The following is a 25,259-nucleotide window of genomic DNA, read 5'->3' as shown; positions in this document are numbered from 1 at the left end:
TTGGCGGCGACCATGCGGGTTGTCACTGGGGTCCGCTTGGATGGTCGGCATGACCGTCAACGATGTCGCCTGTTCTTTGCCCGATCCCGATACCTTGCGGGACCACTGCCGGGCTTTGGCGATGCTGGATGCGATCCTCAGTCCCGATTGGTCTGCGCGCTACTACTCCTTTGACACGCGGTGGTCGCCGACGGAGGAGTTGGCGTCGATGCGTAACGGTTCGGGGGATGAGTACTCGATCGTCTTCGCTCCGGCTGGTGTGTACGTCCGGGGCTTTGACCACGAGTCGCCGATGAGCCCCTATGCCGAGGACGGAGTGTGGCCGGGCGTGGTGGACTCTGTTCCCGAAGAGTTCCGGTCGTGCGTGGAGGAACCCGCGTTCAACGACGACGGCATTCCGACGGTGACGGCCTGCCTGTGGCGTAGGACGACTGATGAGAGTTGGCAGACGGGGGAGATCGACTTCCCGGAGGGCCATGTCGACCCCGACGGGGCCGACTGGCTGTTCCGGCTCCTCGCCGACCGATCTCCGGAGGCGTACGCTCGCTTCGCCGTCGACTACTACGAGGTACCTGTGGACCTGGATATCGTCCGGCATATCTGTGCTCTGCGGCCGCTCACCGATGACGTGGTCCGTGCCCTCAACGCCGAGCTGATCCTCGCGGACCTTGCTGAGGACATCGCCGAGATCGGCTACCCCACAACGTAGGGAAATCGGCCGGATGAGTAATCCGCCGCGAAGTGGCGCGCGCCGGGGGTCAAGGGGTCGCAGGTTCAAATCCTGTCGTCCCGACTTGCACAGCCACAGGGTGTAGGCCGTTTCCGCTGGTGGCGATTCCAGGTACGCCGGTTCGGCACAGCCGTGGCACGGGCGGAGCGGGGCTCACCCGTTCGTGGACCCGATGCCCAGCGATCGGCCGGGCAGGATTGGATGATGGGCATGGCCGTGAGCATCGCTACCGACACCGTCCGAGCTGCTGCGTCTGCGAAGGCGTACAGCGGCGGCGAGAAGCTGTTGACCGCCGGCGCTGTGCGCAACTTGGAGCCCGGCTTCGGCGGAGCCAACGCCGATGTCGTCGACGGCACCCAGACCTGGCAGGTCTGGGTCGGCGTCGTGGGTCGCGCCCTGACGGGGGAGTGCGACTGCCCTGACAGCCGTCCTACCGTGCTGTGCCCACATACCATCGCGGCGGCTCTGGCCGCCGTACGCGCGGGGTTCACCTGGAACGCGTTGCCCGAGTCCCGTCCTGACGCGCGGGCCGTGGATCCCGCGGAGCGGCGCTTCCGTACGCTTGCCAGGACTCTCGACGTGGCGGAGCTCGTCGCGCTGATCGCCCGTCATGCCGTGCGTGACCGCATGCTCGCCGTCGATCTCGAGGTGGTCACCGGCCGCCTCGGTGCGCCGGGCGCCGAGGATCTGGAGCCGCTGCGTGCGCTGGTCGACGAGGCGCGGGCGATCCCGGACGATCGCTACGAGTACGACCTGCATGACATCGCCACCGCAGGCCGCGCCGTGGTGACCGAACTCCAGGCGCTGGCGCTGCGCCCGCCGTCGGTGGAGCTGCTGGACGCGGTCGAGTACGCCGCGGAGCGCTGGGACCACCTCGCCGGGGTGCTGAGCCAGGATTGGCGCACCTACGACGAGGAATCGCACGAGATCGGCTCGGCCATCGCGGCCGTCCACGTCGGCCTGTGCGAGCGACTTCGGATCGACCCGGCGGAGCTTGCCGAGCGCCTCGCGAAGCTGGCCGCGGTCTGCGACACGGATTCGTGCCTGCACCCGACCGGTCGGTACCGGCACCTGCTCGGCCGCGACGGTCTGGAGGCGTTCGAACGGAGCTGGAGGGAACTGCGCGGCTGGTAGCTGGCCCCACCTGGCTGCGGACCTCAGGGGGTCAGTCCGGCTTTGTCGAGCTTGGCGATGAAGCCGGTCCTGCGCTTGTGCTCGGCGCGGAGTTCGGCGAGGTAGCGGGTGAAGCCCTCGGGGTCGCCTGCTGTGGTGTGCGCGGCGCGCAGCCGGCGGAGCAGTTCGACGGCGCGGTCGTATCGGTACTTCCCGCTGTCGGCGAGCTGGGCCTGGACCAGGAAGCGGTAGGGGGCGAGCACCTCGGCGGGGTGTGCCGCTTCGCGCCGTTCGACGAGGGAGCGGAGCAGGTGTGCCCCGACCTCGCCGGGGTGTGCGGCGGCGGTGGACCATGCCTCCTCGTCCAAGCCGGCGGTGCCCAGAGCCTGGACGAGTTCACGCAGGCGGAGCGAGTCCTGGGTGGCCCTGGCGCGCAGTGTCTCCAAGGCTGCTGCGAGTGGCGTGGTGTCACCGACGCGGTCGCACGTGGCGGCCAGGGCTCGGAAGGTGGCGGCGACGGGGTGCCGGTTGAACTCGGTGACGCGCACCTGGAGCGCGGTAGCGACCTGGTCCTCATCGATGAGGAGGTCGACGAGCAGGTCGCGGAGCCTGTCGCTGTAGGGGTTGCCGGGGTGGTGGGCCAGTCCGCGCTTGGCCCAGTCGATGGCCTCGGCCGGGCGGTCGGCGTCGAGCAGGGCGCGTGCGATCTTGCGGTACTGGTCCGGGCTCTTCAGGTCCTCGGCGAGGACGGCGATGTAGTGGTCGACGTCGCCGGTGAGCTCGGCGAGCTGCTCGCGGAAGTCGCGGACGGCGAACTGGGCGCTCCACGAGTCCGGAGCGGCGGTGGCGGCGCGGGCCTGGACCTGGGCGGTGATCTCAGCGATGCCCGGTTCGCCGAGGGCGGGGGCGAAGGCGCGCAGGTGGATGCGGGGCCAGCCGGGGCCGTCGAACTGCGCCGCGACCAGCCATGACGCGAGTGTCTTGGGGTTGGCGGATGGGGCTTGCTCCAGCGCGCGGGCGTAGAGGTCGGTGAGTCCTTGGAGCGCGTCGCCGACGACGCCTGAGGAGTCGTCGAGGTACATCTGCGCGCGGGTGATCCGGTTCACGGCGGTGCGCAGCGTCCGTACGACCGTGCCGGCCAGGCCGGTGTCGACCAGCGCGGTCGCCGTCTCCAGTACCTGGTGGGCGGTTGCCTGGTACTCGCCCCGCCCGTGGTAGGGGTGGCGGCGCTTGTCCCACCGCAGCCTGTCCACCAGCGCGGCGAGCTCGTCCGGGGAGACCGTGTTCGTGCCCATGCGCCCCATCCCACCACGTCGCGCATATCCGAGAGCAGATGGCGGATGCGCCCGTTCCCTGAACGCGGACCTGGCGTCCGCCGGAGCGAGTGCGCCGCTACCGTGCTCTCCATGACGGGTACGTGGAGCGAGGAAAGTCTGCGGCGGCTGCGCGCGGCGCGGCACGCAGGCGGCGGGACGGCGCTGGTCGCGCTGCTGTCCGGGCAGCCGGTGGCCGAGGTTCTGCAGCAGGTCGGGGACGCCGTCGGCGACGCGGTGATCGCGGGGGTTCCGGGGGCTGCGGAACTGGCCCTCCAGTGCATTGCCCGGCTCGGTGAGCGAGACTGGGAGGGTGATGCGGAGCTGGCTCGGCAGGCCGAGGCTGCCCTGGGGCGCGGCCCGGTGCCACAGCTCAGGCCACTGCCGGTGGATCTGGAGGAGTTGTCCGGGCTGCTGGAAGGCGACCCGGTCTTCGGCGGTGGCCGGATCGACCTGACCACCGGTGACTGCTGGCCCCAGCAGGCCGACTCCGGCGAGCAGTGGGAGGACGACGACGAGGACCCCGAGCGGTGGCTGCCGGTGTGGTGCGAGGGTTCCCGGGACGGCTACCGGGACATGGAGCTGTTCATCGCCACGATCGGTGACGCCGATTTCGCGGATCGCCTGAAGATCGCGATCTCCGGCCGCGGGGCGTTCCGCCGCTTCAAGGACGTCCTGGCCCGCAGTGAGGACGAGCTGCGCCGGTTCCACCTGTTCGCCGAGGAGCGGCAGCGCGGCCGGGCGCGGGCCTGGCTCGCCGGGAACGGCTACCGCCCGGTGGCCCGCCAGTGACCGCGGCCGGACGAAGCAGACTGGTTGAGACGAGCGGGGCGACCCATGACGGGAAGCCGGACCTGGAACGCCTCAGCGTACTGTCAACGCCAGGGCGGCGGAGGCGGTTTGGGGCATGCGCCAGCCGTTCGGGTTGAACGACCAGGGGTGGGCGCTCCGGTGTCCGGGGTTGATGGACAATGCCCGGGTGATGGAGAGCGACGATGTCCTGGCCAGGGTCTTGGAACTGCGGGCAGCCGGGAGCGGGCCGAAGCAGATCGCGAGGGCCCTGGGCATGCGCCCCGCGCAGGCGAGTGCTCTGCTGCGACAGGCGGCCGAGTGCCAGACCGAAGGGATGGCCCCGGCCGATCGGCCGGTGATCGGGTGCTGGGTGAACGCGGGCTGGAGCGCCGGCCTGGGACTGGCCGCCGCGCCCGCGTGGGCGGAGGCCGACCCGCATGCCGCCGAGAATCCGGAGACGGCAGGTTTCGCCCAGGTACTGGTGGCCCGCCAGGAGCGGGCCAGCAGAGTAACGGTGTGCGGGTTCCTGGTGGACGTCCACTGCCTGGGCGTCAAGAACACCATTGAGCCGGAGGTCATCGGAGTCGGCTCACTCCCTGCGTACCTGCGCCGGTACTACTCGGCTTTCGACCTGCCGCCGCTGAGCATCGAGCTCGACCAGGCTCGCACGATCGTGCACGGCGCGGTCGCGTACGCGCGTTCCCTCGGCTTCTCGCCTGCACCAGGCTTCGGGGACACCGCCCCTTACCTCGGGCCTGTGCGGGGCGACGAGCCCGCGATCGACTTCGGCCGCGAGGGCAAGCCGTTCTACGTCTCCGGGCCGCACGACGAGGCCCGGAACATCGTCCGCACCCTGGAACGGTCCTGTGGCCCGGACGGCTTCCACTACACCGTCGCGATGGGGCAGTTGTGAGCATCGATCACCAGCTCGATGACCGACAGGAGAAAGAGCGCCGGATCCGTGCCACCGAACACGAGGCGCAGGCCAACCTGGCCGCCTTGCTCCAGCTGTGCGCCACGGGCAAGCTTCGCTGCAGCGAGAAGACCCGCAGGCCCAGCGCGGCCACCGTCGCCGCGATCACCGAAGTCCTCGACGGCGGCGACTTCTACGAACACGAGGCCATCGCCGCCTTCGCCTGGCCCCTTCTCCTCCAGGCCGGCGGCCTGGCAACCCTCACTGCCGGCAGGCTCACGCTGACCCCGCGCGGCCGAACCGCACTCGCCAAGCCCGCACACGAGACCATCGCCGCCCTGTGGCAGCGCTGGCTGAAGAACACCCTGCTGGACGAGTTCAACCGGATCGAGGAAATCAAAGGCCAGCGCGCCGCCAACGTGCTCACCGCAGCCCGACCTCGCCGCGAGCTCGTCGGCCAGGCACTCACCACCCGCATTACCGGCCAATGGATCACCGTGGACGACCTGTTCGCGCAGATGCGCCGAGCCGGCCAGGACCCCGTCATCACCCGCAGCGAACGCGCCCTGTGGAAGCTGTACCTGGAAGACCCCCAGTACGGAAGCCTCGGCTACGACGGCCACCACGACTGGCCGCTGCTCCAGGGCCGCTACACCCTCGCCGTGCTCTTCGAATACGCAGCAGTCCTCGGCCTGATCGACATCGACTACATCCCGCCCGCCGGAGCCCGCACCGACTACCAGCACAACTGGGGCGGCGACTACCTCGACCAACTCAGCCGGTACGACGGCCTGCTCGCCATACGCCTCAACCCACTCGGCGCCTACACCACCGGCCAGAGCGCCACCTACACCCCCAGCCCCAAGCCCCGACCGGCAACCCCGTCCGGCCAGATCACCGTTCTGCCCAACCATGACATCGCCGCCCTCGACGGACTCGCCCCCGCCGACGCCCTGCTCCTGGACGCCTTCGCCGACAAGACCGGCGACCGCGTCTGGAGCCTCACCCACCGCTCCCTGCTCCGAGCCATAGACGCCGGGCGCGACCTCGCCGAGCTGCGACGCTACCTGGAGGCGGCAAGCCGGCATCCGCTGCCGCAGACCGTCACGACGCTGCTGGATGATGCGGCTCGCCGCCTCGGCCAGGTCCGTGACACCGGCCCGGTCCACCTGATCGAATGCGCGGACCCTGCGGTGGCGGCTCTCCTGGCCGGGGACCGGCGCCTGCGCACCGTCGCGACCCGGCTGGGGGAGCGCCACTTCGCCGTCCCCGCCGACCGGCTCGCTGCCTTCCGCAAGGCTGCCCTCGCCCAGGGGTACCCGCTGGACCAGGTCCGATGACTACCGGACACCGAGGGCCGCTGGTCGAAGCAACGGATCCGGCCCGGCGTCTGGCGATGAGGGGGAACCCGGCTCAGAACGGGGTGAGCCGCAGAGAGGAGACTCACTGCGGCCACCGGCCTCTCACGTACCTCTCACGGACTGGGTGTCACTGGACCGTAAAAAGCAGCACGAGGCCTGGACGAGACAGACCCTGACCTGCGGGTTCTGGGCTGAATGGACGGACCGTCACCCCCTTTCGACCGCTGGGGGTCAAGGGGTCGCAGGTTCAAATCCTGTCGTCCCGACAGTGATGTCGGAAGGCCGTTGGCCGGGAGAAATCCCAGGCCAGCGGCCTTTTTGTTGATGGGGCGACAGGTGATCGACGGTCGTGGTGCCGGCGTCTTGCGATCTTGTCAGGGACCAGCTGGGGACCGCAGCCGCTGGCCGAGGGATCGCCGCAGCCTCGCCGGCCTGGCAGCTCGGGGGGGGCTTGGGCAGGCCGAGTAGGGTGTTGATGGTCAGGTGCTCGGTGGGCAGGGCTTTGAGGTTGCGGGCGTTGATGAGGCGGGTTCGGTCGTTGCGGTGGGCGAGGGTGTAGCTGGCCTTGCTGAACCGTGAGGTGGTGGCGAGGGTGCCGTAGCCGGCGTTCTTGGCGTGGATGGCGCAGGCGGGGGTCGGGCGGTCTCCACCGGGAGTGCGTTCTTGGAGCGCTTGGCCTGGACGGGGGAGATGCTGGAGCCGGTGGGGTCGTTCAGGGTGACGACGGTGTCCACGCCGTGGCGGGGAGGGGAGGCGGGACTGGGCCCGCTTGTGTCGTGCCCATGGTGGGGTTCGGCAGGCTACCGTGGGGCCGGACGCGAGGGTGCGGCGGCTGCTGGTCGGGTGTGCCGCGATGGACCAGGGGGTGTGGGGTGTTCGAGCCGGTGTCGCTGTCGGCGGTGGCCGCTGTTTTCGGCGCCGTGGGTGCGAGCGTGGCGAACGAGGCCGGTAAGTGGGCCTGGGAGTCGGCGGGTGCCTTCGTCCGCCGGGTGACGGGACGGGACGTGCCGGCGCCGACCGGCGCCGCCGAACGGGCCACTGTGGCGCAGCTGTTGCTGGATGCGGCGGGGTCGGATCCAGCGCAGGCCAGGGCGCTTCGTGCCTGGCTGGGCGGCCAGGGCGGGGGCTGGTCCGGGCCGTTGGCGGCGCCCTCCCTGCTGCCGCCCTCCGACCGCTTCTTCACCGACCGGCGCAAGGTGCTGGCGCTGTTGGACAGGGAGGCCGGACGGAAGGCGGACGGCACGCCCCGCGTCAGTGTCCTGTACGGGCCTCAGGGAATGGGTGTGAGCGCCGCGGCCGTTCACTGGGGTGCGCTGCAGCGGAAGCGGTTTCCGGACGGGCAGCTCTACGCTGACCTCTCCGGCGGGTCGCCGGCCACCGCACCCGATGCGGCTGCCGTGCTCCGGCAGTTCCTGATCCACCTCGGCATGCCGGCGGACCGGGTTCCGCCGGCCGCGCAGGACCGGGTCGAGCGGTTCCGGTCGCTGGTCGCCGAGCGGCAGCTGCTCGTCGTGCTGGACCACGCCCGGTCGGCGGCCCAGGTCCGGCCGTTGATCACCGCGGCCCCGGGCGTCGTCACGGTCGTGGTGGCCCGGCGTCCGCTCACCGGTCTCGACGCCGTTCCGATTCCGGTGGGGCCGCTGTCCGACAAGGACGCCAGGCGGCTGCTCACGGACCTCGCGGGGAAGGAGACCGTCTCCGCCGCCGGCCCCGCCCTGTCGGGTGTTCTCGAACGGTGCGGCGGATCGCCTTTCGCCCTGCGCGCCGCGGCTCCCCGGCTGGCGTTCATCCCCCAGCAGCGCCGGGGCCGGGGCGGTGGTGGTGACGGTGGTGGCGATCCCCACGCGGGTGATCCGGTGCGCGCCGCCGTGCAGGAGTCGTACGAGGTGTTGGAGCCGGAGGAGGCCCGGCTGTTCCGGCTCTGTGCCCTGCGGCCGTGGCCGGCCGTCGGTCCCGAGCTGGCCGTGGCGGTCGCAGGCCCCGGCGGACCCACGGTTGAGCGTGCTGGTGTCCTGCTGGCCGGGCTCGCCGAGGCCGGTCTGGTGGAGGCCACACCCGAGGGCCGCTACCGCTACCGGCCCGCCGTGCGCCGGTTCGCCGAGGAGCAGGCGGCGCGGGTGGACGGGCTGGCCGCGTGCGCGGGTGCGGTGACGCGTGCCGTGGAGCACCTGCTGCGCTTCGCCGTCCGGGCCGACTACGCGGCGTTGCGGGAGCGTTGGCACGTCGGGCCGCTCTACCGCGAGCTCGGGCCCGGCGACTACCCGGACGCCGGTGCGGCGTTGGCCGCTCTGGTCGCGGAGGTGGGCAACCTGGTCGAGGCGGTGCTCGCCGCCGAGGAGTTGGCCGCGCCGGCCACGGCGTGCGAGCTGGCGGAGGCGTCGTGGGCGGTGCAGCTCAAGGCCGGTCGGCACGAGGCCTTGTTGCCGGCGCTGCGAACCGCCGTGCGGGCGGCGGTCGCGCATGACCCGGACTCGGCGATGGCCGGCCGGATGCACACCCAGTTGGCGTTCGCCCTGATGGAGCTGGACCTGCTGGCCGAGGCCGAGAGCTGCCTGGTCGACGCCTCCTCGGCGTTCGAACGGGCCGGCCACCTGCTGGGCCAGGCCACGGCCGTCGAGTCGCTCGGGCTGCTGAGGCTTCGGCAGTGGCGGTGGCAGCCCGCGTACGACTGCTTCGAGCGGGCCGACGGACTGCTCGCCTCGATCGGACCGGACCACGAGCGGGCGGGGGACGTTCCGCGGGCCCGGGCGCTGCTGAAGCGGCACCGGGGGCGGGCGCTGCGAGGCCTGGCCGAGTACGAGCGGGCCCGGGTCTGGCTGACGGAGGCGTTGTCCGAATTCCGGCGTCTGCGCGACAACTACAACGCGGCCCGCACCCTCACCAACCTCGCGGAGACCTGGGCGGACACCTCGGCGACGGATCAGGCGCTGGCCGCGATCGACGAGGCCGCCGCGATCCTGGACCGCGAGCAGGCGGAGCCCCATCTGCGCTACCTGGCGGGCCTGCGGCAGCAGTGCCTCACGGAACGGGACTGACCAGGACCGGGTGGGACGCGCCGCCGGTGCGCACCGTCAGCTCCATCGGCGGCAGGGGTCGCAGGGGTCGGGGGACGGCGGCGCCGTCCAATCGGGCGAACAGTGCCGAGGCGGCCGCCGCCGGGTCGAGCGAGGGACTGGTGAGGCGGACGAATCCCCACTCACGCAGCAGCACTTCGCAGGTGTCCGGACCGGAGACGAAGGCCGCGAGCGAGCAGTTCGGGTAGCGGGCGAGCGTCGCCGCGGCCCACTCCCGGGGCGGACCGATCCGGGGATCGTCGGCCTCCCCGTAGCGGAGGATCGCGTCGGCCAGACCGAGGAGGCCCTGGTCGAGGGTGTCCTCGTGCACCGCGAGGTGATCGGAGCCGGGCCCGGAAGGCCCGTACCGGCCTTCGGCGACCCGCTCGACGGTGACTTCGTGCGGGCGGGGCCCCGGGCGGGTGCGGACCCGCAGCGGCACGGTTCGGGTCGGTGGCCGGTAGTCCGGGAGTGGGAGCAGGTCCAGGAGAGCCGGCGCTGTCGGCTCGGGCAGCCCCATGACCTCGTAGAAGAGCGAACGCAGCAGGCCGGCCGCCTCGCCGGGCGCCGAGGTCGTCAATTCGCTGGCACTAGTCATGGATTGATGATCCATCAGGAGCTGGTCCAGCTGCGGTCGCAGGGGGGAGTCCAGGGCGAGTCGGGGGGCTTCGCGGACGAAGGCCGCTACCGGCGAGGTGGCGCCCAGGACCTCGTCGGAGGCCGTGCCGAGCAGAACGGGGGTGCCCAGTGCCGCGGCGTAGTAGCTGACCGAGCCGAAGTCCCCGATCACCGCGTCGGCGGCGATCAGCGCCTGTCGCCAGCTGTCCAGGGGGTCGATCAGGGTGAGGCCGGCCCGCTCGGCGCGGTCCAGCCAGAGGCGGACCTGGCCGGGGCCGTGGCCGTGCCAGATGTTCGGGTGGAGGACGGCCGCCACCCGGTAGTCGTCGACCGGGAGTTCGGCGGTGAGGCGGTCGAGCAGCCACGGCAGCGGGTCGTCCGTGCCGGCGTCACCGAAGAGCGACTGCGGGTTCCAGGTGGAGTTGAGCACGACGAGCCGCTGTCCGGGCCGGACGCCGAACGCGCGGCGATGGCGTTCCCGGTGCGGAAGAGCGGCCAGGATGCGGTCGAAGCAGGGGTCGCCGCCGAGCACCGCCGTCGGAGCGGCCTCGGGGCAGGCTTCGCGCAGCCGGCCGAGCTGCTCGGGGTGGGAGAGCACCATCGCCCGGGCGAGCGGAACCCCGTCGGACAGCAGCCACTCGGGCGCCAGGCCGAAGACAGGGGCATGCGGCGCGTTCGGTGTTCGGTGTTCGGTGTTCGGTGTTCGGTGTTCGGTGTTCGGTGTCGCAAGCCTTTTATTGTATCCGGCTCCGTGCGAGAGGACGACCAACTTCCCCTGGAAAACGGAGAGTTCGCCGCCGAAGCTGGCTGACAGGGCGAGGTCGACGGGTGTCTGCTTGGCCTGCTCCCACGGAAGTACCGGAACCCCGAGGGAGCTCAGCAGCTCGGCGACTCCTGCGCTGAAGGGGGACGATCCCGTGCAGGCGGCCAGCAGTTGGATCCTGAGGTCGTCGCGGAACAGCGGAACGACGTCCAGGAGCCGGGTCGCGGAGGTCACGTTGTGGACGACGAGGAGAACCCGGCGGCAGCCACCGCGGGTGGTCCACCTCGAAGCGTCCTCGCCCACCGGAACCCGGATCCAGTCGGTCACCAGCCCTGCCAACCCGCCGCTCCTTCGATGCTCGCCGCCTCCCCTCGCGAGGTCCGTCCATTGTTCCACGGCGTGGATGTCGAGGATCGGCCTCGGTCGGGACCGGTCGGTTCGGCCGGACCCGACGCGCGGTCAGGGTCTCCGCCCGGCGGCGGGTTGGGGGGTGGGGGTGATCAGAGGTGTTCGAGGCGGATGGCCGCGGCCGGACAGACCGCGGCGGCGTCCTGGACGGCCTGGTGGAGGTCGGCGGGGGGTGCGGCGTCGAGGAGGATGACGATGCCGTCCTCCTCGCGCTGGTCGAAGACCTCGGGGGCGGCGAGTACGCAGTGGCCGGCGCCGCAGCACTTTTCCTGGTCGATGTGGATGAGCATGGCTTTCCCTTCGGAGGATCGGTTCGGACGCGGGGGGCCGCTACCAGGCGAGGGGGAGCTCGTGGACGCCGTAGATGAGCATGTCGCCCCGGAAGCGGATCTCCTCGAACGGTACGGCCAGGCGCAGTTCGGGCAGTCGCTGCAGGATGGAGTTCAGCGCGATCTGCAGTTCCAGCCGGGCCAGGGGCTGTCCGAGGCACTGGTGGACGCCGAAGCCGAAGGCCAGGTGGAGGCGCGCGTCGCGGGAGAGGTCGAGCTCGTCGCCGTCGGGGAACTTCTGCTCGTCCCGGTTCGCGGTGCTGATCATGCAGATCACGCCCTCGCCCGCTCGGATCCGGACACCGCCGACGGTGACGTCCTCGGTGGCGACCCGAGTCAGGCCGGAGTGCACGATGGTGAGGTAGCGCAGCAGTTCCTCGACGGCGCCGGCGACCGACTCCGGGTGCTCGCGCAGGTGGGCGAGCTGGGTGGGGTTCTGCAGCAGGGCCAGGATGGAGAGCGCGGTCATGTTCGCCGTGGTCTCGTGTCCGGCGACCAGCAGCAGCCGGCCCATGGCGCCGATCTCCTCGGTGCTCAGTTCGCCGCGGGCGACCAGGCGGCTGAGGATGCCGTCGTCGGGCTCGGTGCGCTTGGAGTCGGTGAGCTTGACCAGGTAGTCGACCAGGTTCTTCTGGGCGATCTGCACCTCTTCGGCCGAGGAGTCGCGGCGCAGCAGGACCCGGCTGCACTCCTGGAAGAAGTCGTGGTCCTGGTAGGGGACGCCGAGCAGCAGGCAGATGACCAGGGACGGCAGCGGCAGCGCGAACTCGTGGACCAGGTCGCCGGAGTTGCGGCCGGCGGTCAGCTCGTCGAGCAGTTCGTCGGCGATGCGCTGGACCTCGGGGCGCAGTGCCTCGACCTTCTTGATCATGAATTCGCTGGTGAGCATCCGGCGCAGGTGGGCGTGCTCCGGGTCGTCCATCCGGATGAAGGTCCGCTGGCCGGTGCTCAGCTGCCGGGCTCCGGCGCTGATGAACGGGAAGCCGGTCCGGGCGGCGTCCGAGCTGAAGCGGGCGTCGCTGAGCACGGCCTTGATGTCGTCGTGGCGGGTGACCAGCCAGCTGGGGGCGCCGTCCCAGAGGGTGATCCGGCTGATCGGTTCGTCCTGCTGGGCCTGCTGGTAGGTCGGCGGCGGGTCGAACGGGCAGCCGCCACGGGCGGCGGGGTGGGTGAACCGGGGGTTGTGAGCGGCGGTGGCCATCATGGGCTCCCTTCGCGGAGCGGATTTGCCGGTGGCGCCGAGCGGATGGGCCTGCGGTGCCGTGGGGTAGCGCCCGGGACCATTGCATGCCCTAAGCAACTAACTCACCGTCACGCTAACTCGCGGTCAGTGGTGGCGAAAGGGCCCATCCGGTGGCGAACGAATCTGTCCGGAAACCGGTCAGTGGTCGAGGGGGGAGCCACTCCCCGAACGGGGTCGCTACAGTTCCCCCATGCCGGACGCAACAGACAATCCGACCGCCACCTCCGAACTGGAGGAGGTGCTGGCCTCGCTGGCCTACCTGCTGACCCGCTCGCAGGAGCACGAGCGCCAGACGGCGCGGGCCGGCATCACGGCGGCGCGCTCGGACGTCTACCTGCTGCGCGCGCTCGCCGAGGCCGAGGAGGTCAGCCGCGTGGGCGACCTGGCCGCCCGGCTGATGGTCAAGCCATCCCACGTCACCCGGCAGATCGACCGGCTGCAGACCCAGCAACTGGTGGAACGCACTCCGGACGCGCTGGACCGCCGGGCCCGCCAGGTGGCGCTCACGGCCGAGGGGCGGGCGATGCTCAACCGTCTGAAACAGGCCAACATCGCCGGTCTGGCCAATGCGCTGGACGGCATTCCGGCGCCGGACGTCGCCGCCACGGTCAGCGTGCTGCGCCACTTGGTGGACCGGTATGTGCGGCAGGTCCGGATCAAGATGCTGTCCGAGGACGCCACGCCGGCGGACCGGGCGCCCGGGAGCGTCGGCATCGTCGACCCGGGCCCGAACCGCTGCCCCTGACGCGGGGCCCGGCAAGGAGGGGGCGCCGGAGCGGGCGCCCCCTCCGAGGTCAGGACCGTACGGCGATCGAAACCGTGCGGCGATCGAAACCGTACGGAGATCAGGACCGTGCGGCGATCAGGGCGGCCAGTCCGTCCAGCCCGCGGTCGACGGTGTCCGGGTCGACCTGGCTGACGGAGAGCCGCAGTTGCCGCTCCCCGCCCGCGCCCGGGTAGAAGTGCGACATCGGGGTCCAGATCACCCCGTACTCCGAGGCCGAGAGTTCGAGCAGCGCGTCGTCCACCGCGAACGGCACCGTGACCACCAGGAAGAACCCGCCGCGCGGCTCGTTCCAGCTCACCCCGCTGCCGGGCGGGAAGCGCCGGGCCAGGCCCGCCAGGACGAGCGCGAGGTTGCGCCGGTAGAGCGCGGCGACCTCGGTGTTGGCGGCCCGCAGGCTGTAGCCGTGTTCGAGCAGCGCCCCGCCGATCACGGCCTGGGCGATCGGTGAGGTGTTCACCGTGGTCATGCTCTTGATCATGCCGAGCAGGTCGGCCAGCAGGTCGGTGCCGCCCGCGCCGTCCGCCACCGGCTGGTCCGCCACCACGTACCCGACCCGGGCGCCCGGGAGGGCCGTCTTGGCGAAGGAGCCGAGGTGGACGACCCGCCGTTCGGTGTCCAGGGCCTTGAGCGAGGGCAGCCGCTCCTCGCCGGCGAAGACGCAGTACGGGTTGTCCTCCAGCAGGAGGAAGTCCTCCTCGGCGGCCAGGGCGAGCAGTTCCCGCCGCAGCTCCAGCGGCAGGCTGGCCCCGCTCGGGTTGGCGACGTCCGGTACCAGGTAGAGGGCGCGCGGGCGCAGCCCCTCGGCCCGGGCGGCGGCCAGTTGGCGGCGCAGGTCGGCGAGGTCCACGCCGTCCGGGCCGTCGGCCACCGGCCGCACCGGCAGGTCGGCGAGCAGCGCCGCGCCGGTCAGCCCCACGTACGTGGGCGAGACGGCGAGCACCACGTCCTCGGGGCCGCGGCGCAGCGCCCGCAGCACCAGGAACATCGCCTCCTGGCAGCCCACCGTCACCACGATCGACTCGGCGGGCACCTCGATGCCCTCGTCCACCGCGAGGTGGGTGGCGATCAGCTCGTGGATGATCCCCTTGGTCCGCCCGTACTGGAGCACCTGCCGCCGGGCCGCCTCCTCGGAGAGCCCGCGCTCGGCGCGCAGGTGGGCGACGTAGCGGTCCAGGTGGCGGTGGACGGCGTCGAGTTCGAAGAACTGCTCCGCCGGGCGGCCCGCGGCGAAGGAGACCGCCTCCGGGTAGCGGATGGAGATCTCGTTGAGCAGGTTCATCGAGGTCATCGCCGGGTCGGCGAGGGAGGGGTGCAGGTCGGCCCGCAGCAGGCCGCGGGGTGGGGCGGTGGTGGTCACGGTGCACTCCAGGTGGGGCAGGGCATGGGGGTGGTGCGCAGCGCGGCGGCCGCGCTCAGGTCGGCGCAGCCCGCCAGGCCGAGCGCGTGCCGCAGCTCCGCGGCCAGCAGGTCGAGCACGTGGGCGCAGCCGGCCTCGCCCCGGGCCGCCAGGCCCCAGATCATCGGGCGTCCGAGCAACACCCCGGACGCCCCGAGGGCGAGGGCGGTGAGCACGTCCGATCCGCCGCGCACCCCGCTGTCCAGCAGCACCTGGCAGTCGCGGCCGGCCAGCGCCTCGGCGACGGCGGGCAGCGCGGTGATCGAGGGGACGGCCCGGTCGAGCTGGCGGCCGCCGTGGTTGGACACCACCACGGCTTCGGCGCCGAGTTCGGCGGCCCGCACCGCGTCCGCCGGGTCGAGCACCCCCTTGACCATCAGTGGCAGGCTGGTGTGCTCGCGCAGCCAGGCGAGATCCGCCCAGGTGACGGCGGGGGAGAGCAGCTCGGCGGTGTGCGCGGCCACGGCCGAGACGGCGGTGGTCGCCTGGTGGGCCCGCCCGGCGGCGCCGTCTTCGAGCAGGACCGCGCGGACGTCCGCGGGCAGCGCGAAGGCGTTCTTGGCGTCGCGCAGGCGGCGGCCCATGAACGGCACGTCGGCGGTGACGACCAGGCATTCGCTGCCCGCCGCCTCGGCCGCCGCGACCAGGTCGAGCAGCCGCCCCCGGTCGCGCAGCCAGTACAGCTGGAACCAGAGCGTGGCTCCCGTCGCGGCCAGCTCCTCGAAGCCGACGCTGCTGAGCGTGCCGACGGTGAACGGCACCCCCGCCGCGGCCGCCGCCCGGGCCGAGGCCAGCTCGCCCTCGGGGTGGAACAGCCGGTGGTACGCGACGGGCGCCACCGCCACCGGCACGGTCGCGCGGCTGCGCACCAGGGTGGTGGCGGTGGCGCAGGCGGAGACGTCGGCCAGCACTCGGGGCACGAGGGCCAGTTGGTCGAAGGCCGCCCGGTTGCCGGCGAGGGTGCGCTCGCGCTCCGCGCCGCCCTCCAGCCAGTCCCAGACCTCGGGCGCGAGGACGGCCCGGGCGGGCTCCGCGTACTCGGCGACGGAGAGCGGCTGGGAGGAGGGCGACGGGGTGGGGGGCGACGGGGTGGGGGAGGGCTGGTGCCCGGTCAGGGCCGGCGCGCTCATCCGGCCACTTCGCTGGCGCTGCGCTGGAGTTCGACGGCCTCGTAGAGGGCGCGGACGTTGTTGCTGCCGAAGGTGCGGGCCCGGATGCGCTCGATCACCTCGAAGAAGAAGGTGCCGCGCGGGTGCTGGGAGCGGGTGAAGATCTGGAACAGCTGGCCGTCGTGGTCCTGGTCGACCAGCAGGTGCAGGGCGCGCAGCTGGTCGAGCGAGTGCCGCAGTGGCGTCAGACGGGCGGGCAGCGCGTCGAAGTACGCGCCCGGGGTGCGCAGGAACGGCACGCCGCGCTCCGCCATCGCGGAGACGGAGTGCACGGCGTCGGCGGAGGAGAAGGCCACGTGCTGCACCCCGGCGCCGCCGTGGTCGGCGAGGAAGGAGGCGATCTGGCCGCCCGCGTCCGGGCTGAGCGGCTCGATCAGGGTGAGCGTGACGCTGTGATCGGCGCTCTGCACGACCGCCGAGTCCATGCCGAGCGCGCCGACCTCGATCCGCTCCTCGAAGATCATCCGGAAGCCGAAGACCTCGCAGTACCGGCGGACGGTCTCGCGCAGCTCGCCGGAGGGGACGCAGACCGCGAAGTGGTCGACGGAGCGCAGCCCCGTCGTGCCGGCGTCGGTGACCGGGGCGGCGTCCGGCAGGCCGGGGATCCGGTCGGCGGGGGCCTCGGGGCCGCGCTCGATCAGGGTGTGCACCACGTCGCCGAAGGCGCCGACCACCGCCGTGACGCAGCCGTGCGCGGCCTGCGGCGGGCGCAGGCCGTCGGCGCCCCGGCCGGTCAGCGTCCGGTAGGCGTCGGCGGCGTCCGGCACCCGCAGGGCCAGTGCGCCCACGCCGTCGCCGTGCCGGGCCAGGTAGTCGGTGGCCGGGTGGCCGCCGGCCAGCGGCTGGGTGAGCAGCAGCCGGATGGTGCCCTGCCCGACCAGCGCCGAGAGGCAGCGCTCGGCGGCCTCGCCGCGCTCGGTGGGCGGGACGAGCAGCTCGAAGCCGTACTCGCTGGTCAGCCGGGCGGTCTCGGCGGTGAGGTCGGACAGGTAGAACTCGACGTGGTCCAGTTCGACGGGGAGCGGGGCGGCGGCGGGCGAGGAGCGGTCGGTCATCTGAGGAGCTTTCTGGTGAGGAGGAGAGGAGGTGTCGAGGGTGATCGGGCGATCAGGTGCGCTGGAGGTCCGGGGCGCTCCCGGGCTCGGTGGGGCTCTCGGAGCCGGCCGGAGGCTCGGTGGGGCTCTCGGGCTCTTCGGGGGCCGCGGGCTCGGCGGAGGTCTCGGTGCCGGCGGGGGCCTCGGGCCCGGTCGGGGCCTCGGGCTTGCCGAGCAGGTGGGCGGCCGCGAGCAGGGCGCCGAGCACCATCACGGCCAGCACGACCCGGAAGTCCAGGGCGGCCACCAGCCCGGAGCCGACGCCGACCGCGAGGGCCTGCGGGGCGGTGAGCGAGAGGTTGACGGCCGCCTGGGCGCGGCCCATCAGCTGGGGCGGCGTGGCCGCCTGGGCGGCCGTGGCGAGGCCGACCATGGCGGCCGGGATGCCCGCCCCGGCGATCACCAGGCCGGCCGCCACCACGGGGAGGGACGGCGCGAGCAGGAGTACCGTGCCGAGGCCGAACACCACCGACCCCGCCATGACCGTCCGGCGCGGCCCGAGCCGGCCGATCAGCAGACCTCCGACCACCGAGCCGCCCAGCGCCCCGACCGCCTCGGTCGTCTCCAGCACGCCGAGGAACTGCGGCGGGCGGTGCAGCCCGTGCTGGGTCAGCGCGAACAGCACCGGCTGGAGCAGGCTCAGCACGAAGCCCGTGACGGCGGTGGCCGCCACCAGCGGGCGCAGCCCGGTCGCACCGCGCAGGTGGGCGAAGCCCGCCAGCACCTCGGTGCGCCACCGGAGGCCCGAGGGCTCCGGCCTGGGCTCGTCCGCCCGCAGGCCGAGGAAGGCCAGGGCCGCCAGCAGCAGCACGCCGAGGTCGGCCAGCGCCACGGCGTGCCCGCCCAGCCAGCTGTAGAGGCCCGAGCCGAGCAGCGGCGCGACCAGCGTGGTGCCGGCCCGGGCGCTCTGGGTGAACCCGGCTGCCGCGCCGAAATCCTGATGGTCCGTCAGGATCGTGCGCAGCAGGGCGCTCTGCGCCGGGGCCAGCACGGCCCCGGCGAGACCGCAGAGCGAGGCCGTGCAGTAGATGATCCAGACCCGGTCCGGACCGTCGACGAGCAGCAGGGGCGTCAACCCCACTGCCACCACCAGGTTGACGCCGACCAGCAGCGGTCTGCGCCGGACCCGGTCGGCGAGCAGGCCGCCCAGCGGCAGGAGCAGCAGCGGCGCGGCGAAGCAGAACAGCACCAGCCCGGCGGCGGAGTTGCTGCCGGTCAGCACCTTGGCCCAGATGCCGAGGGCGATGGAGAGGGCGCTGTCGCCGAGGACGGACAGGGTCTGCCCGGCGAGGTAGCGCCGGAACTCCGGGCGGGCCAACAGCGGGTGCATCACGGTTCCTTCGCTGCGCCGACGGCGCTTCGGGGTGCTGGGCGTGCTGGGTTGCTGAGGGTGCTGGGTTGCTGAGGGTGCTGGGCTGCTCGGCGCGTGGGGCGCGGACGATGCGCCCTCACGCGCCGTGCGCGGGGACGTGCTGGGACGTGCGGAGACGGCCGGGATGCGCGGGCGCGGGGTGCGGTCAGGGAGCGGCGGGCGCGGTGGCGGTGAAGCCCTCGATCACCGCGTCGTTGGCGTCCTTCTCACCGACGGCGATCCGGATGCCCTGGCCGGGGTAGTAGCGGACGGCCACTCCTCGGCGCTCCAGCTCCGCCCGCAGGGGGAGCTGGTCACCCGGCGCGACGACCCAGAGGAAGTTGGTCAGGCTGGGCGCCACCGTCCAGCCCAGCCGCAGCAGTTCGGCCCGCAGGCGCTCCCGCTCGGCGGCGATCTCGGCGATCCGCCGGTCCACCTCGTCCTGGGCCGAGACGGCGGCCAGCAGGCCCGCCTCCTGGAGCCGGTTCACCGCGTACGGGACCTGGTGGTCCCGCACCCGCTGGGCCACGGACTCCTCCGCGAGCGCGTAGCCGATCCGCAGGGCGGCGATGCCGTGCGACTTGGAGAGGGTGCGCAGCACCACCAGGTTCGGCCACTCGGCGATCCGGTCCGGCACCGCCGGGGCCGCCCAGTCCCGGGCGAAGTCGACGTACGCCTCGTCCAGCAGGATCAGCGCCGTGGCCGGGACCAGGCGGAAGAAGTCCGTCAGCTCCGCCCAGGAGTAGACCGTGCCGGTCGGGTTGTGCGGGTTGCACAGCACGACGATCCGGGTGCGCTCGTCCAGCCGATCGGCCATCGCGGCCAGGTCGTGCCGGGCGTCGGGGCCGAGCGGGACGGCCCGGGCCTCGGCCCGGGCGATCTCGCAGAACAGCGGGTACGCGTCGAAGCAGGGCGCCGAGTGCACCACGTTGTCGCCGGGCCCGACGACGGCGTGGAAGAGGTCCAGCGCCACGCCCGCCGAGCCGTGGCCGACCACGACCTGAGCGGCCGGGACGCCCTGCCAGTCGGCGATGATCCCCTCGATCCGCTGCGGGCGGAAGTCCGGGTACCGGTGCAGGTCGCCGGCGGCCGCGGCCAGGGCGGCCACGACGGACGGCAGCGGCGGGCCCGGGTGCTCGTTCTGCGCCAGCAGGTGTCTGGCGGCGGCGGCCATCAGTCGGCCTGGAGGACGTAGAGCCAGGAGTGCGGGGTGGCCAGCGCCTCGACGCGGTCGATCCGCAGTCCGGCGTCGGTGAACAGCTCCTCGTACGTCTCCTTGGTGTGCAGCGGCACGCCCATCATCGCGTGCGCCAGCTCGAAGCCGACCGAGAAGACCGGCAGGGCGCTCTGGGACTCGCCCGGGCCGCGCAGCATGGTGTCGCCGAGCACGAAGGTGCGGGCCTTCGGGAAGGCCTCCCGCATCCGGGTGAAGATCGAGGAGCGGGTGGCCGGGTCGGCCAGCAGGTCGTGCAGCAGGAAGAAGCTCATCACGGTGTCGACCTCGGCCACCTCGGCGGCCTCGGCGTCGTTGTCGATCTGGGTGCCGAGCAGGCCCAGGACGTCGGCCCGGACGGCGGTGACGCGGTCCTGCATCCCGGCCGTGACGATGTCGCGGCGGGCGATGTCGGTGGCCGGGCGGCTGATGTCGATGCCCAGGCCCCGGGTGCCCTCGCGCTGTCCGACCACCCGGCGCACCCGGGCGGAGGTGCCGCTGCCCAGGTCGGCGATGGTGCGGAAGTCGATGCCGGAGAGCACGTCGGTCAGCTGCGCGGCGAACAGCGACTGGTCGCACTGGGCGGAGCCGAGGGCGACCATCGCCTCGTCGCGCAGGACGTCCTCGCTGTAGCGGTGCGTCCCCGCGCTCAGGTGCCCGGCGCGGCCGAACACGTCGTGGTACCCGCCGACGGCCCAGGTGAAGTAGCCGCGCGCGGCGGCGACTTCGAGGCCCACCTCGGTGGGCACGTAGGTGCCGCCGTCGGCCTTGACGTAGCCGCAGTCGGCGGCGGCGCGCAGGACGGCCTCGGTCCGGGCGGTGTCACCGCCCTGGGCGGTGGCCTCGACGGCCGAGAGCGGCTCGCCGCGCCCGAGCTTCTCCAGCACGCCGATCCGGTCCAGCGCGAAGATCACGTTGGCGGCGATGAAGCCGTTGTAGGCGTCGGTCGACGTGATCGGCGACGGGGTGACGCCGCGCCAGGTGTCGGGGATGGCGGCAGTGGTCATGGTGGTTTCCGTTTCTCGGTGGGCGGGCCGGGTGCGGCCCGCGCGGTGGGTGCAGGTCGGTGGCCTGCGGTCGGAAGGGATGCGAAAGTCGGCGGGTCAGGAGGTCGGTCGGCGGCCGGTCGGTCAGGCGGGCGGCCGGTCGGTCAGGCGGTCAGGTGGTCGGTCGGTCGGTCAGGCGGGCGGCGAGCACCGGGCCGATGACGGCGAGCGCCTCGGGGCCCGTCATGGCGCCGTGGGTGCTCGGCACCTCGTGGACGTCGATCCGGCCGCCCACGTGGGGGCGCCAGCCGTCCGGGTCGGGGGCGTCGGCCGGGCGGTCCTTGGCGGCGGTGAAGACCACCGCGTCGCCGTCGTAGCCGGGCAGCGGGAGCGCGTGCGCCAGCTCGGCGTTGGCCTGGAAGACCGCGACCACCCGGGCCACCGCGGCGCCGCTGAGGCCCGCGAGCGGGCCCTCGCCGTGCCGGACCAGCTCGGCGTAGCCGTCCTCGTCCTCGGGCCAGGCGCCGATCTCCCCGGCCGGGTGGCCGAGCGAGTCGAGGATCACCGCCAGCTGCTCCGGGTCGTCCCGCCACTGCTCGGGCCCGGCCTCGCCGGCGCCCGGATAGGCGTCCAGCAGGGCCAGCAGCCGGACCTCCTCGCCCTGGTCGCGCAGCAGCGCGGCGATCGCGTGGGCGACGGCCCCGCCGAAGGACCAGCCGAGCAGGGCGTACGGGCCCTCGGGGCGGACGGCGCGGATCTGCGCGAGGTAGTCGCGCGCCAACTCCGCGACGGAGGAGGGGCGGTGGCCCGGATCGGCCAGGCCCGGGGCCTGGAGGCCGTAGATCGGCTGCTCGGCGTCGAGGTGGCGCAGCAGCCCCGTGTACACCCAGCTGATGCCCGCGGCCGGGTGGACGCAGAACAGCGGCGGGCGCGAGCCCCGGGTGCGGATCGGCAGCAGGACGGGGAAGCTCTCGGCGCCCGGCCCCCGGGCGAGCCGCTCGGCGAGCCCGGCGACGGTCGGCGCCTCGAACACGGTGCGGACCCCGATCCCCTCGCCCGCGCCGACCAGCTCCCGCAGCCCCGCGACGAGCCGGGCGGCCAGCAGCGAGTGCCCGCCCAGCTCGAAGAAGTTGTCGTCCACACCGACCCGTTCGAGCCCGAGCACGTCGGCGAACAGCCCGCAGAGCACCTCCTCCTGCGGCGTGCCGGGCGCCCGCCCGGCGCCGGGCCAGGCGGCGGTGTCGGGGGCGGGGAGGGCGCGGCGGTCGACCTTGCCGTTGGCGGTGAGGGGGAGGGCGTCCAGGGCCACGACGGCGGAGGGCACCATGTAGTCGGGCAGGGTCGCGCCGACGTGGGCCCGCAGGAGGGCCTGGTCGACTGTCTGCCCGGGCCGGGCCACGGCGTAGCCGACCAGGCGCCGGTCGCCGGGGCGGTCCTCGCGGACCAGGACGAAGGCCTGGGCGAGGGAGGGGTGGCGGACGAGGGCGGCCTCGATCTCGCCGGGTTCGATGCGGAACCCGCGGACCTTGACCTGGTGGTCGGTGCGGCCGAGGTACTCCAGGGAGCCGTCGGCCCGGCGGCGGGCGAGGTCACCGGTGCGGTACATCCGGCTGCCGGGTGCGCCGTACGGGTTGGCGACGAAGCGCTCGGCGGTCAGGCCGGGCCGGTTGAGGTAGCCCCTGGCCAGGCCGGCGCCCGCGAGGTAGAGCTCGCCGACGACCCCGGCGGGGACGGGCTGCAGGGCGGCGTCCAGGACGTGCAGCCGGGTGTTCAGGATGGGCCGGCCCAGCGGCGGTGCGATCCGGCCGGACAGCGGGGTGGTCATGCTGGCGCAGACGGTGGACTCCGTCGGCCCGTAGGCGTTGACCATCCGCAGGCGGGCGGACCAGTGCTCGACGAGGTCGGGCGGGCAGGCCTCCCCGGCGACGGCCAGGGTCTCGACGTGCGCGAGCGCGTCGGGGGGCAGGACGGCCAGGGCGGTCGGCGGCAGGGTGACGTGGGTGACGCCCTGCTCGGCGATCAGTTCGACCAGGGCGGGGCCGGGCAGCAGCTGGTCGGCGTCGGCGAGGACGGCGCGGGCGCCGGTGAGCAGGGCCAGGCTGAGCTCGGCGACGGCGGAGTCGAAGGAGGGGGAGGCGAACAGCAGGTAGCGGCTGTCCGGGGTCACGGCCAGGCTCCGGCGCTGGCTCTCGACCAGGGCGGCGAGGCCGGTGTGGGGGACGACGACGCCCTTGGGGCGGCCGGTGGAGCCGGAGGTGTAGATGACGTACGCGGCGGCGTCGGGGGTGGTGGCGGTGCCGGTTTCGGCGTCGGTTTCGGCGTCGGCGAGGTCGTGCGCCGGGTGGCCGGAGGTGTCGAGCTCCTCGACCAGCAGGCGCGGGACGGCGCTGTCGGCCGGCAGGCCGGCGGCCACCGTGCCGGTGGTGAGGACCAGGACGGGGGCGGCGTCGGCGAGCATGTAGGCGATGCGGTCGGCCGGGTAGCGCGGGTCGAGCGGGAGGAAGGCCGCGCCGGCCTTGAGGACGGCGAGCTGGGCGACGATGAGCTCGATCGAGCGCTCCAGGGCGATCGCGACGAACCGCTCGGGGCCCGCGCCGTGTGCGGCGAGCAGCCGGGCGAGGCGGTTGGCGCGTCCGTTCAGCTCGGCGTAGGTGAGCTGTTCGGCGCCGAAGGCGAGCGCGACGGCGTCGGGGCGGGCGGCGGCCTGGGCCTGGAAGAGCGCCGGGAAGGTGGCGGGGGCGACGGAGTGGTCGGTGTCGTTCCAGGCCGTGATCAGCTGTCGGCGCTCCTCCGGCGCCAGGATCTCCACCTGGCCCACCCGCTGGTCAGGGTCGGCCAGCACCGCGCGCAGGGCGCGCTCGAACCGCGCGGCCGTCGCCGCCGCCGTGGCCCGGTCGAACAGGTCGACGGCGTACTCGACCGTCAGCTCCAGGCCGGCGGGGGCGCCGTCGCGGTCGAAGGCCTCGCTGAAGGCGAAGGTCAGGTCGAACTTGGCGAGGTCCGAATCCAGCGCCTCGACCCGGCCCGGCAGGCCGCCGAGGCGGATCGTTCCGGCGTCGCCGCCGGAGGTCAGCATCACCTGGCAGAGCGGGTGCCGGGCCGTCGAGCGCGCCGGGTTGAGCAGCTCGACCAGGCGCTCGAAGGGCACGTCCTGGTGCCCGAAGGCGTCCAGGGTGCCGATCCGGACGCGCTCCAGCAGCTCCCGGAAGCTCGGGTCGCCGGACGTGTCGGTGCGCAGCACCAGGGTGTTGACGAAGAAGCCGACCAGGTCGTCGAGCGCTTCGTCGGTGCGCCCGGCGACGACGGTGCCGATCGGCAGGTCGGTGCCCGCGCCCAGGCGGCCCAGCGTGGTGGCGAGTGCCGCCTGCATCACCATGAACACGCTGGCTCGGCTTTGCTGCGCCAACTCGACCAGGGCGCCGTGGAGTTCGCCGTCCAGGTGCAGTTCCACCGCTGCACCCCGACGGGTCGGCGCGGTCGGGCGGGGGCGGTCGTAGGGGAGCGCCAGTTCCTCGGGGAGGCCGGACAGCACCTGCTGCCAGTGGGCGAGTTGTTCGGTGAGCAGGGTGGTGGGTTGTTGCGGGGTGCCGAGGAGTTCGTGTTGCCAGAGGGTGTAGTCGGCGTACTGCACCGGCAGCGGCTCCCACTGCGGTGCGGTGCCGGCGAGGCGGGCTTCGTAGGCGGTGGCGAGGTCGTGCAGGAGCGGGGCGACGGACCAGCCGTCGGTGGCGATGTGGTGCATCAGGACGAGCAGGACGTGTTCGTCCTGCGGGAGGGAGAACAGCGTGGCGCGGACGGGCAGGTCGTGGGCGAGGTCGAAGACCTCCCCGCCGGCCTCGGCCAGGGCGTCCTGGAGCGCTTCCTCGGTGGCCACCGACACGGTGTGCAGAGGGAGTTCGGGACGCTCGACGATCAGCTGGTGCGGCTGGCCGTCGGTGGTCGGGTAGACGGTGCGCAGCACCTCGTGGCGGTCGAGGACGTCCGTCAGCGCCGCCTGGAGGGCGGGGGCGTCGACCCGGCCGGTCAGGCGCACCGCGCACGGGGTGTTGTAGAGCGCGTTGGGGCCCTCGAACTGGTCGATGAACCACAGGCGTTGCTGTGCCGGGGAGAGCGGGATGCGCTCGGGCCGGTCGACGGGCCGCAGGGCCGGACGGGCCGTGCCGGAGGCGGGTAGGACGGCGGCCAGGGCGGCGACGGTCGGGGCGTCGAACAGGGCCCGGATGGGAAGTTCGGTCCCGAGGGCGGTGCGGATGCGGCTGACCAGTTTGGTGGCGAGGAGGGAGTGGCCGCCGAGGTCGAAGAAGCGGTCGTCGATGGTGACGGTGGTGAGTCCGAGGACGTCGGCGAAGAGTGTGCAGAGGGTTTGTTCGGTGGTGTTGCGGGGGGCGCGGCCTTCGGTGGTGCCGGTGTAGTCGGGGGCGGGGAGGGCGCGGCGGTCGACTTTGCCGTTGGCGGTGACGGGGAGGGTGTCGAGGATGACGACGGCGGCGGGGAGCATGTAGCTGGGGAGGGTGTCGGTGACGGCGGCGCGCAGTTCGCCGGGGGTGACGTTGCCGGTGACGTTGCCGGTGGAGGTGGTGGTGAGGGTGGTGTAGACGACGAGGCGTTTGTCGCCGGGTTGGTCTTC

Annotated in this window: 18 protein-coding genes; 7 read left to right on the top strand and 11 right to left on the bottom strand. The window is 73.1% G+C overall.

Annotated elements, in window-relative coordinates; all coding sequences use genetic code 11:
- Nucleotides 1-49 precede the first annotated feature (49 nt).
- Both AB0O19_RS37070 and AB0O19_RS37065 read left to right on the top strand, forming a co-directional pair.
- Complete coding sequence (locus AB0O19_RS37070; protein WP_363626047.1) at nt 50-709, top strand: hypothetical protein; 660 nt, start codon at nt 50-52, stop codon at nt 707-709.
- Between the two features lie 231 nt (nt 710-940).
- Nucleotides 941-1,864, top strand: a complete 924-nt coding sequence (locus tag AB0O19_RS37065) for a hypothetical protein (protein WP_363626046.1) — start codon at nt 941-943, stop codon at nt 1,862-1,864.
- A gap of 23 nt (nt 1,865-1,887) precedes the next feature.
- Here AB0O19_RS37065 and AB0O19_RS37060 read toward each other — a convergent pair whose 3' ends face one another.
- A complete protein-coding gene (locus tag AB0O19_RS37060; RefSeq protein ID WP_363626044.1) occupies nt 1,888-3,138 on the bottom strand; it encodes a DUF6880 family protein in 1,251 nt (416 codons plus the stop codon).
- A gap of 111 nt (nt 3,139-3,249) precedes the next feature.
- Between AB0O19_RS37060 and AB0O19_RS37055 the strand changes: the two genes are divergently transcribed.
- The 4 genes from AB0O19_RS37055 to AB0O19_RS37040 all read left to right on the top strand — a co-directional run bounded on the left by AB0O19_RS37055 (nt 3,250) and on the right by AB0O19_RS37040 (nt 9,257).
- Nucleotides 3,250-3,948: a UPF0158 family protein gene (locus tag AB0O19_RS37055; protein WP_363626043.1), complete on the top strand. Its 699-nt coding sequence runs from the start codon at nt 3,250-3,252 to the stop codon at nt 3,946-3,948.
- Nucleotides 3,949-4,063: 115 nt separating this feature from the next.
- Nucleotides 4,064-4,861: a hypothetical protein gene (locus AB0O19_RS37050; protein WP_363626041.1), complete on the top strand. Its 798-nt coding sequence runs from the start codon at nt 4,064-4,066 to the stop codon at nt 4,859-4,861.
- On the top strand, nt 4,858-6,201 hold the full coding sequence (locus AB0O19_RS37045; RefSeq protein WP_363626039.1) for a helicase-associated domain-containing protein: 1,344 nt from the start codon (nt 4,858-4,860) through the stop codon (nt 6,199-6,201). The genes AB0O19_RS37050 and AB0O19_RS37045 overlap by 4 nt, the downstream gene beginning before the upstream one ends.
- 893 nt (nt 6,202-7,094) lie before the next feature.
- The gene (locus AB0O19_RS37040; protein WP_363626038.1) at nt 7,095-9,257 is read left to right on the top strand and encodes a tetratricopeptide repeat protein; all 2,163 of its coding nucleotides are present in this window, start codon (nt 7,095-7,097) and stop codon (nt 9,255-9,257) included.
- Here the strand turns inward: AB0O19_RS37040 and AB0O19_RS37035 are convergent.
- The 3 genes from AB0O19_RS37035 to AB0O19_RS37025 all read right to left on the bottom strand — a co-directional run bounded on the left by AB0O19_RS37035 (nt 9,241) and on the right by AB0O19_RS37025 (nt 12,594).
- Entirely contained in the window at nt 9,241-10,986 is a 1,746-nt protein-coding gene (locus AB0O19_RS37035) for a hypothetical protein (protein WP_363626065.1), read from the bottom strand. The two genes, AB0O19_RS37040 and AB0O19_RS37035, sit on opposite strands and share 17 nt — an antisense overlap.
- Nucleotides 10,987-11,156: 170 nt before the next feature.
- Nucleotides 11,157-11,354 (bottom strand): ferredoxin, encoded by a 198-nt coding sequence (locus AB0O19_RS37030; protein ID WP_363586152.1) that lies wholly within the window; start codon nt 11,352-11,354, stop codon nt 11,157-11,159.
- Nucleotides 11,355-11,394: 40 nt separating this feature from the next.
- The gene (locus tag AB0O19_RS37025; RefSeq protein ID WP_363626036.1) at nt 11,395-12,594 is read right to left on the bottom strand and encodes a cytochrome P450; all 1,200 of its coding nucleotides are present in this window, start codon (nt 12,592-12,594) and stop codon (nt 11,395-11,397) included.
- A 232-nt stretch (nt 12,595-12,826) separates the two neighbouring features.
- On the opposite strand from AB0O19_RS37025, the gene AB0O19_RS37020 reads away from it, so the two are divergent.
- Nucleotides 12,827-13,381: a MarR family transcriptional regulator gene (locus AB0O19_RS37020; protein WP_363626034.1), complete on the top strand. Its 555-nt coding sequence runs from the start codon at nt 12,827-12,829 to the stop codon at nt 13,379-13,381.
- Nucleotides 13,382-13,481: 100 nt separating this feature from the next.
- Here AB0O19_RS37020 and AB0O19_RS37015 read toward each other — a convergent pair whose 3' ends face one another.
- The 7 genes from AB0O19_RS37015 to AB0O19_RS36985 all read right to left on the bottom strand — a co-directional run.
- Entirely contained in the window at nt 13,482-14,711 is a 1,230-nt protein-coding gene (locus AB0O19_RS37015; RefSeq protein WP_063351474.1) for a PLP-dependent aminotransferase family protein, read from the bottom strand.
- Nucleotides 14,712-14,776: 65 nt separating this feature from the next.
- Nucleotides 14,777-15,949, bottom strand: coding sequence for an alpha-hydroxy acid oxidase (locus tag AB0O19_RS37010; protein WP_363626032.1), 1,173 nt, complete (start codon nt 15,947-15,949; stop codon nt 14,777-14,779).
- Entirely contained in the window at nt 15,946-17,043 is a 1,098-nt protein-coding gene (hppD, locus tag AB0O19_RS37005; RefSeq protein ID WP_363626031.1) for a 4-hydroxyphenylpyruvate dioxygenase, read from the bottom strand. Before hppD ends, AB0O19_RS37010 begins: the two co-directional genes overlap by 4 nt.
- A 52-nt stretch (nt 17,044-17,095) precedes the next feature.
- Nucleotides 17,096-18,412, bottom strand: coding sequence for an MFS transporter (locus AB0O19_RS37000; protein WP_363626029.1), 1,317 nt, complete (start codon nt 18,410-18,412; stop codon nt 17,096-17,098).
- Nucleotides 18,413-18,599: 187 nt separating this feature from the next.
- A complete protein-coding gene (locus AB0O19_RS36995; protein WP_363626027.1) occupies nt 18,600-19,607 on the bottom strand; it encodes an aminotransferase class I/II-fold pyridoxal phosphate-dependent enzyme in 1,008 nt (335 codons plus the stop codon).
- On the bottom strand, nt 19,607-20,653 hold the full coding sequence (locus AB0O19_RS36990) for a class I SAM-dependent methyltransferase (protein WP_363586159.1): 1,047 nt from the start codon (nt 20,651-20,653) through the stop codon (nt 19,607-19,609). The genes AB0O19_RS36995 and AB0O19_RS36990 overlap by 1 nt, the downstream gene beginning before the upstream one ends.
- 151 nt (nt 20,654-20,804) lie before the next feature.
- On the bottom strand, nt 20,805-25,259 hold a 4,455-nt coding region (locus tag AB0O19_RS36985), incomplete at its 5' end, for an amino acid adenylation domain-containing protein (RefSeq protein ID WP_363626025.1).

The organism is Kitasatospora sp. NPDC091276 (assembly GCF_040684355.1).
Lineage (GTDB): Bacteria > Actinomycetota > Actinomycetes > Streptomycetales > Streptomycetaceae > Kitasatospora.
The sequence above is the reverse complement of the archived record's forward strand: the minus strand, read 5'-3'. Positions and strand labels throughout refer to the sequence as shown.

Excerpts from the sequence above, each read along its gene's own strand:
- AB0O19_RS37050 (WP_363626041.1), top strand. The coding sequence starts at position 4,064 with ATGCGCCAGCCGTTCGGGTTGAACGACCAGGGGTGGGCGCTCCGGTGT.
- AB0O19_RS37020 (WP_363626034.1), top strand. The coding sequence starts at position 12,827 with ATGCCGGACGCAACAGACAATCCGACCGCCACCTCCGAACTGGAGGAG.
- AB0O19_RS37010 (WP_363626032.1), bottom strand. The coding sequence starts at position 15,949 with ATGAGCGCGCCGGCCCTGACCGGGCACCAGCCCTCCCCCACCCCGTCG.
- AB0O19_RS37065 (WP_363626046.1), top strand. The coding sequence starts at position 941 with ATGGCCGTGAGCATCGCTACCGACACCGTCCGAGCTGCTGCGTCTGCG.
- AB0O19_RS37055 (WP_363626043.1), top strand. The coding sequence starts at position 3,250 with ATGACGGGTACGTGGAGCGAGGAAAGTCTGCGGCGGCTGCGCGCGGCG.
- AB0O19_RS36990 (WP_363586159.1), bottom strand. The coding sequence starts at position 20,653 with ATGACCACTGCCGCCATCCCCGACACCTGGCGCGGCGTCACCCCGTCG.
- AB0O19_RS37015 (WP_063351474.1), bottom strand. The coding sequence starts at position 14,711 with ATGACCTCGATGAACCTGCTCAACGAGATCTCCATCCGCTACCCGGAG.
- AB0O19_RS37000 (WP_363626029.1), bottom strand. The coding sequence starts at position 18,412 with ATGCACCCGCTGTTGGCCCGCCCGGAGTTCCGGCGCTACCTCGCCGGG.
- AB0O19_RS37060 (WP_363626044.1), bottom strand. The coding sequence starts at position 3,138 with ATGGGCACGAACACGGTCTCCCCGGACGAGCTCGCCGCGCTGGTGGAC.
- AB0O19_RS37030 (WP_363586152.1), bottom strand. The coding sequence starts at position 11,354 with ATGCTCATCCACATCGACCAGGAAAAGTGCTGCGGCGCCGGCCACTGC.
- AB0O19_RS36995 (WP_363626027.1), bottom strand. The coding sequence starts at position 19,607 with ATGGCCGCCGCCGCCAGACACCTGCTGGCGCAGAACGAGCACCCGGGC.
- AB0O19_RS37025 (WP_363626036.1), bottom strand. The coding sequence starts at position 12,594 with ATGGCCACCGCCGCTCACAACCCCCGGTTCACCCACCCCGCCGCCCGT.
- hppD (WP_363626031.1), bottom strand. The coding sequence starts at position 17,043 with ATGACCGACCGCTCCTCGCCCGCCGCCGCCCCGCTCCCCGTCGAACTG.
- AB0O19_RS37070 (WP_363626047.1), top strand. The coding sequence starts at position 50 with ATGACCGTCAACGATGTCGCCTGTTCTTTGCCCGATCCCGATACCTTG.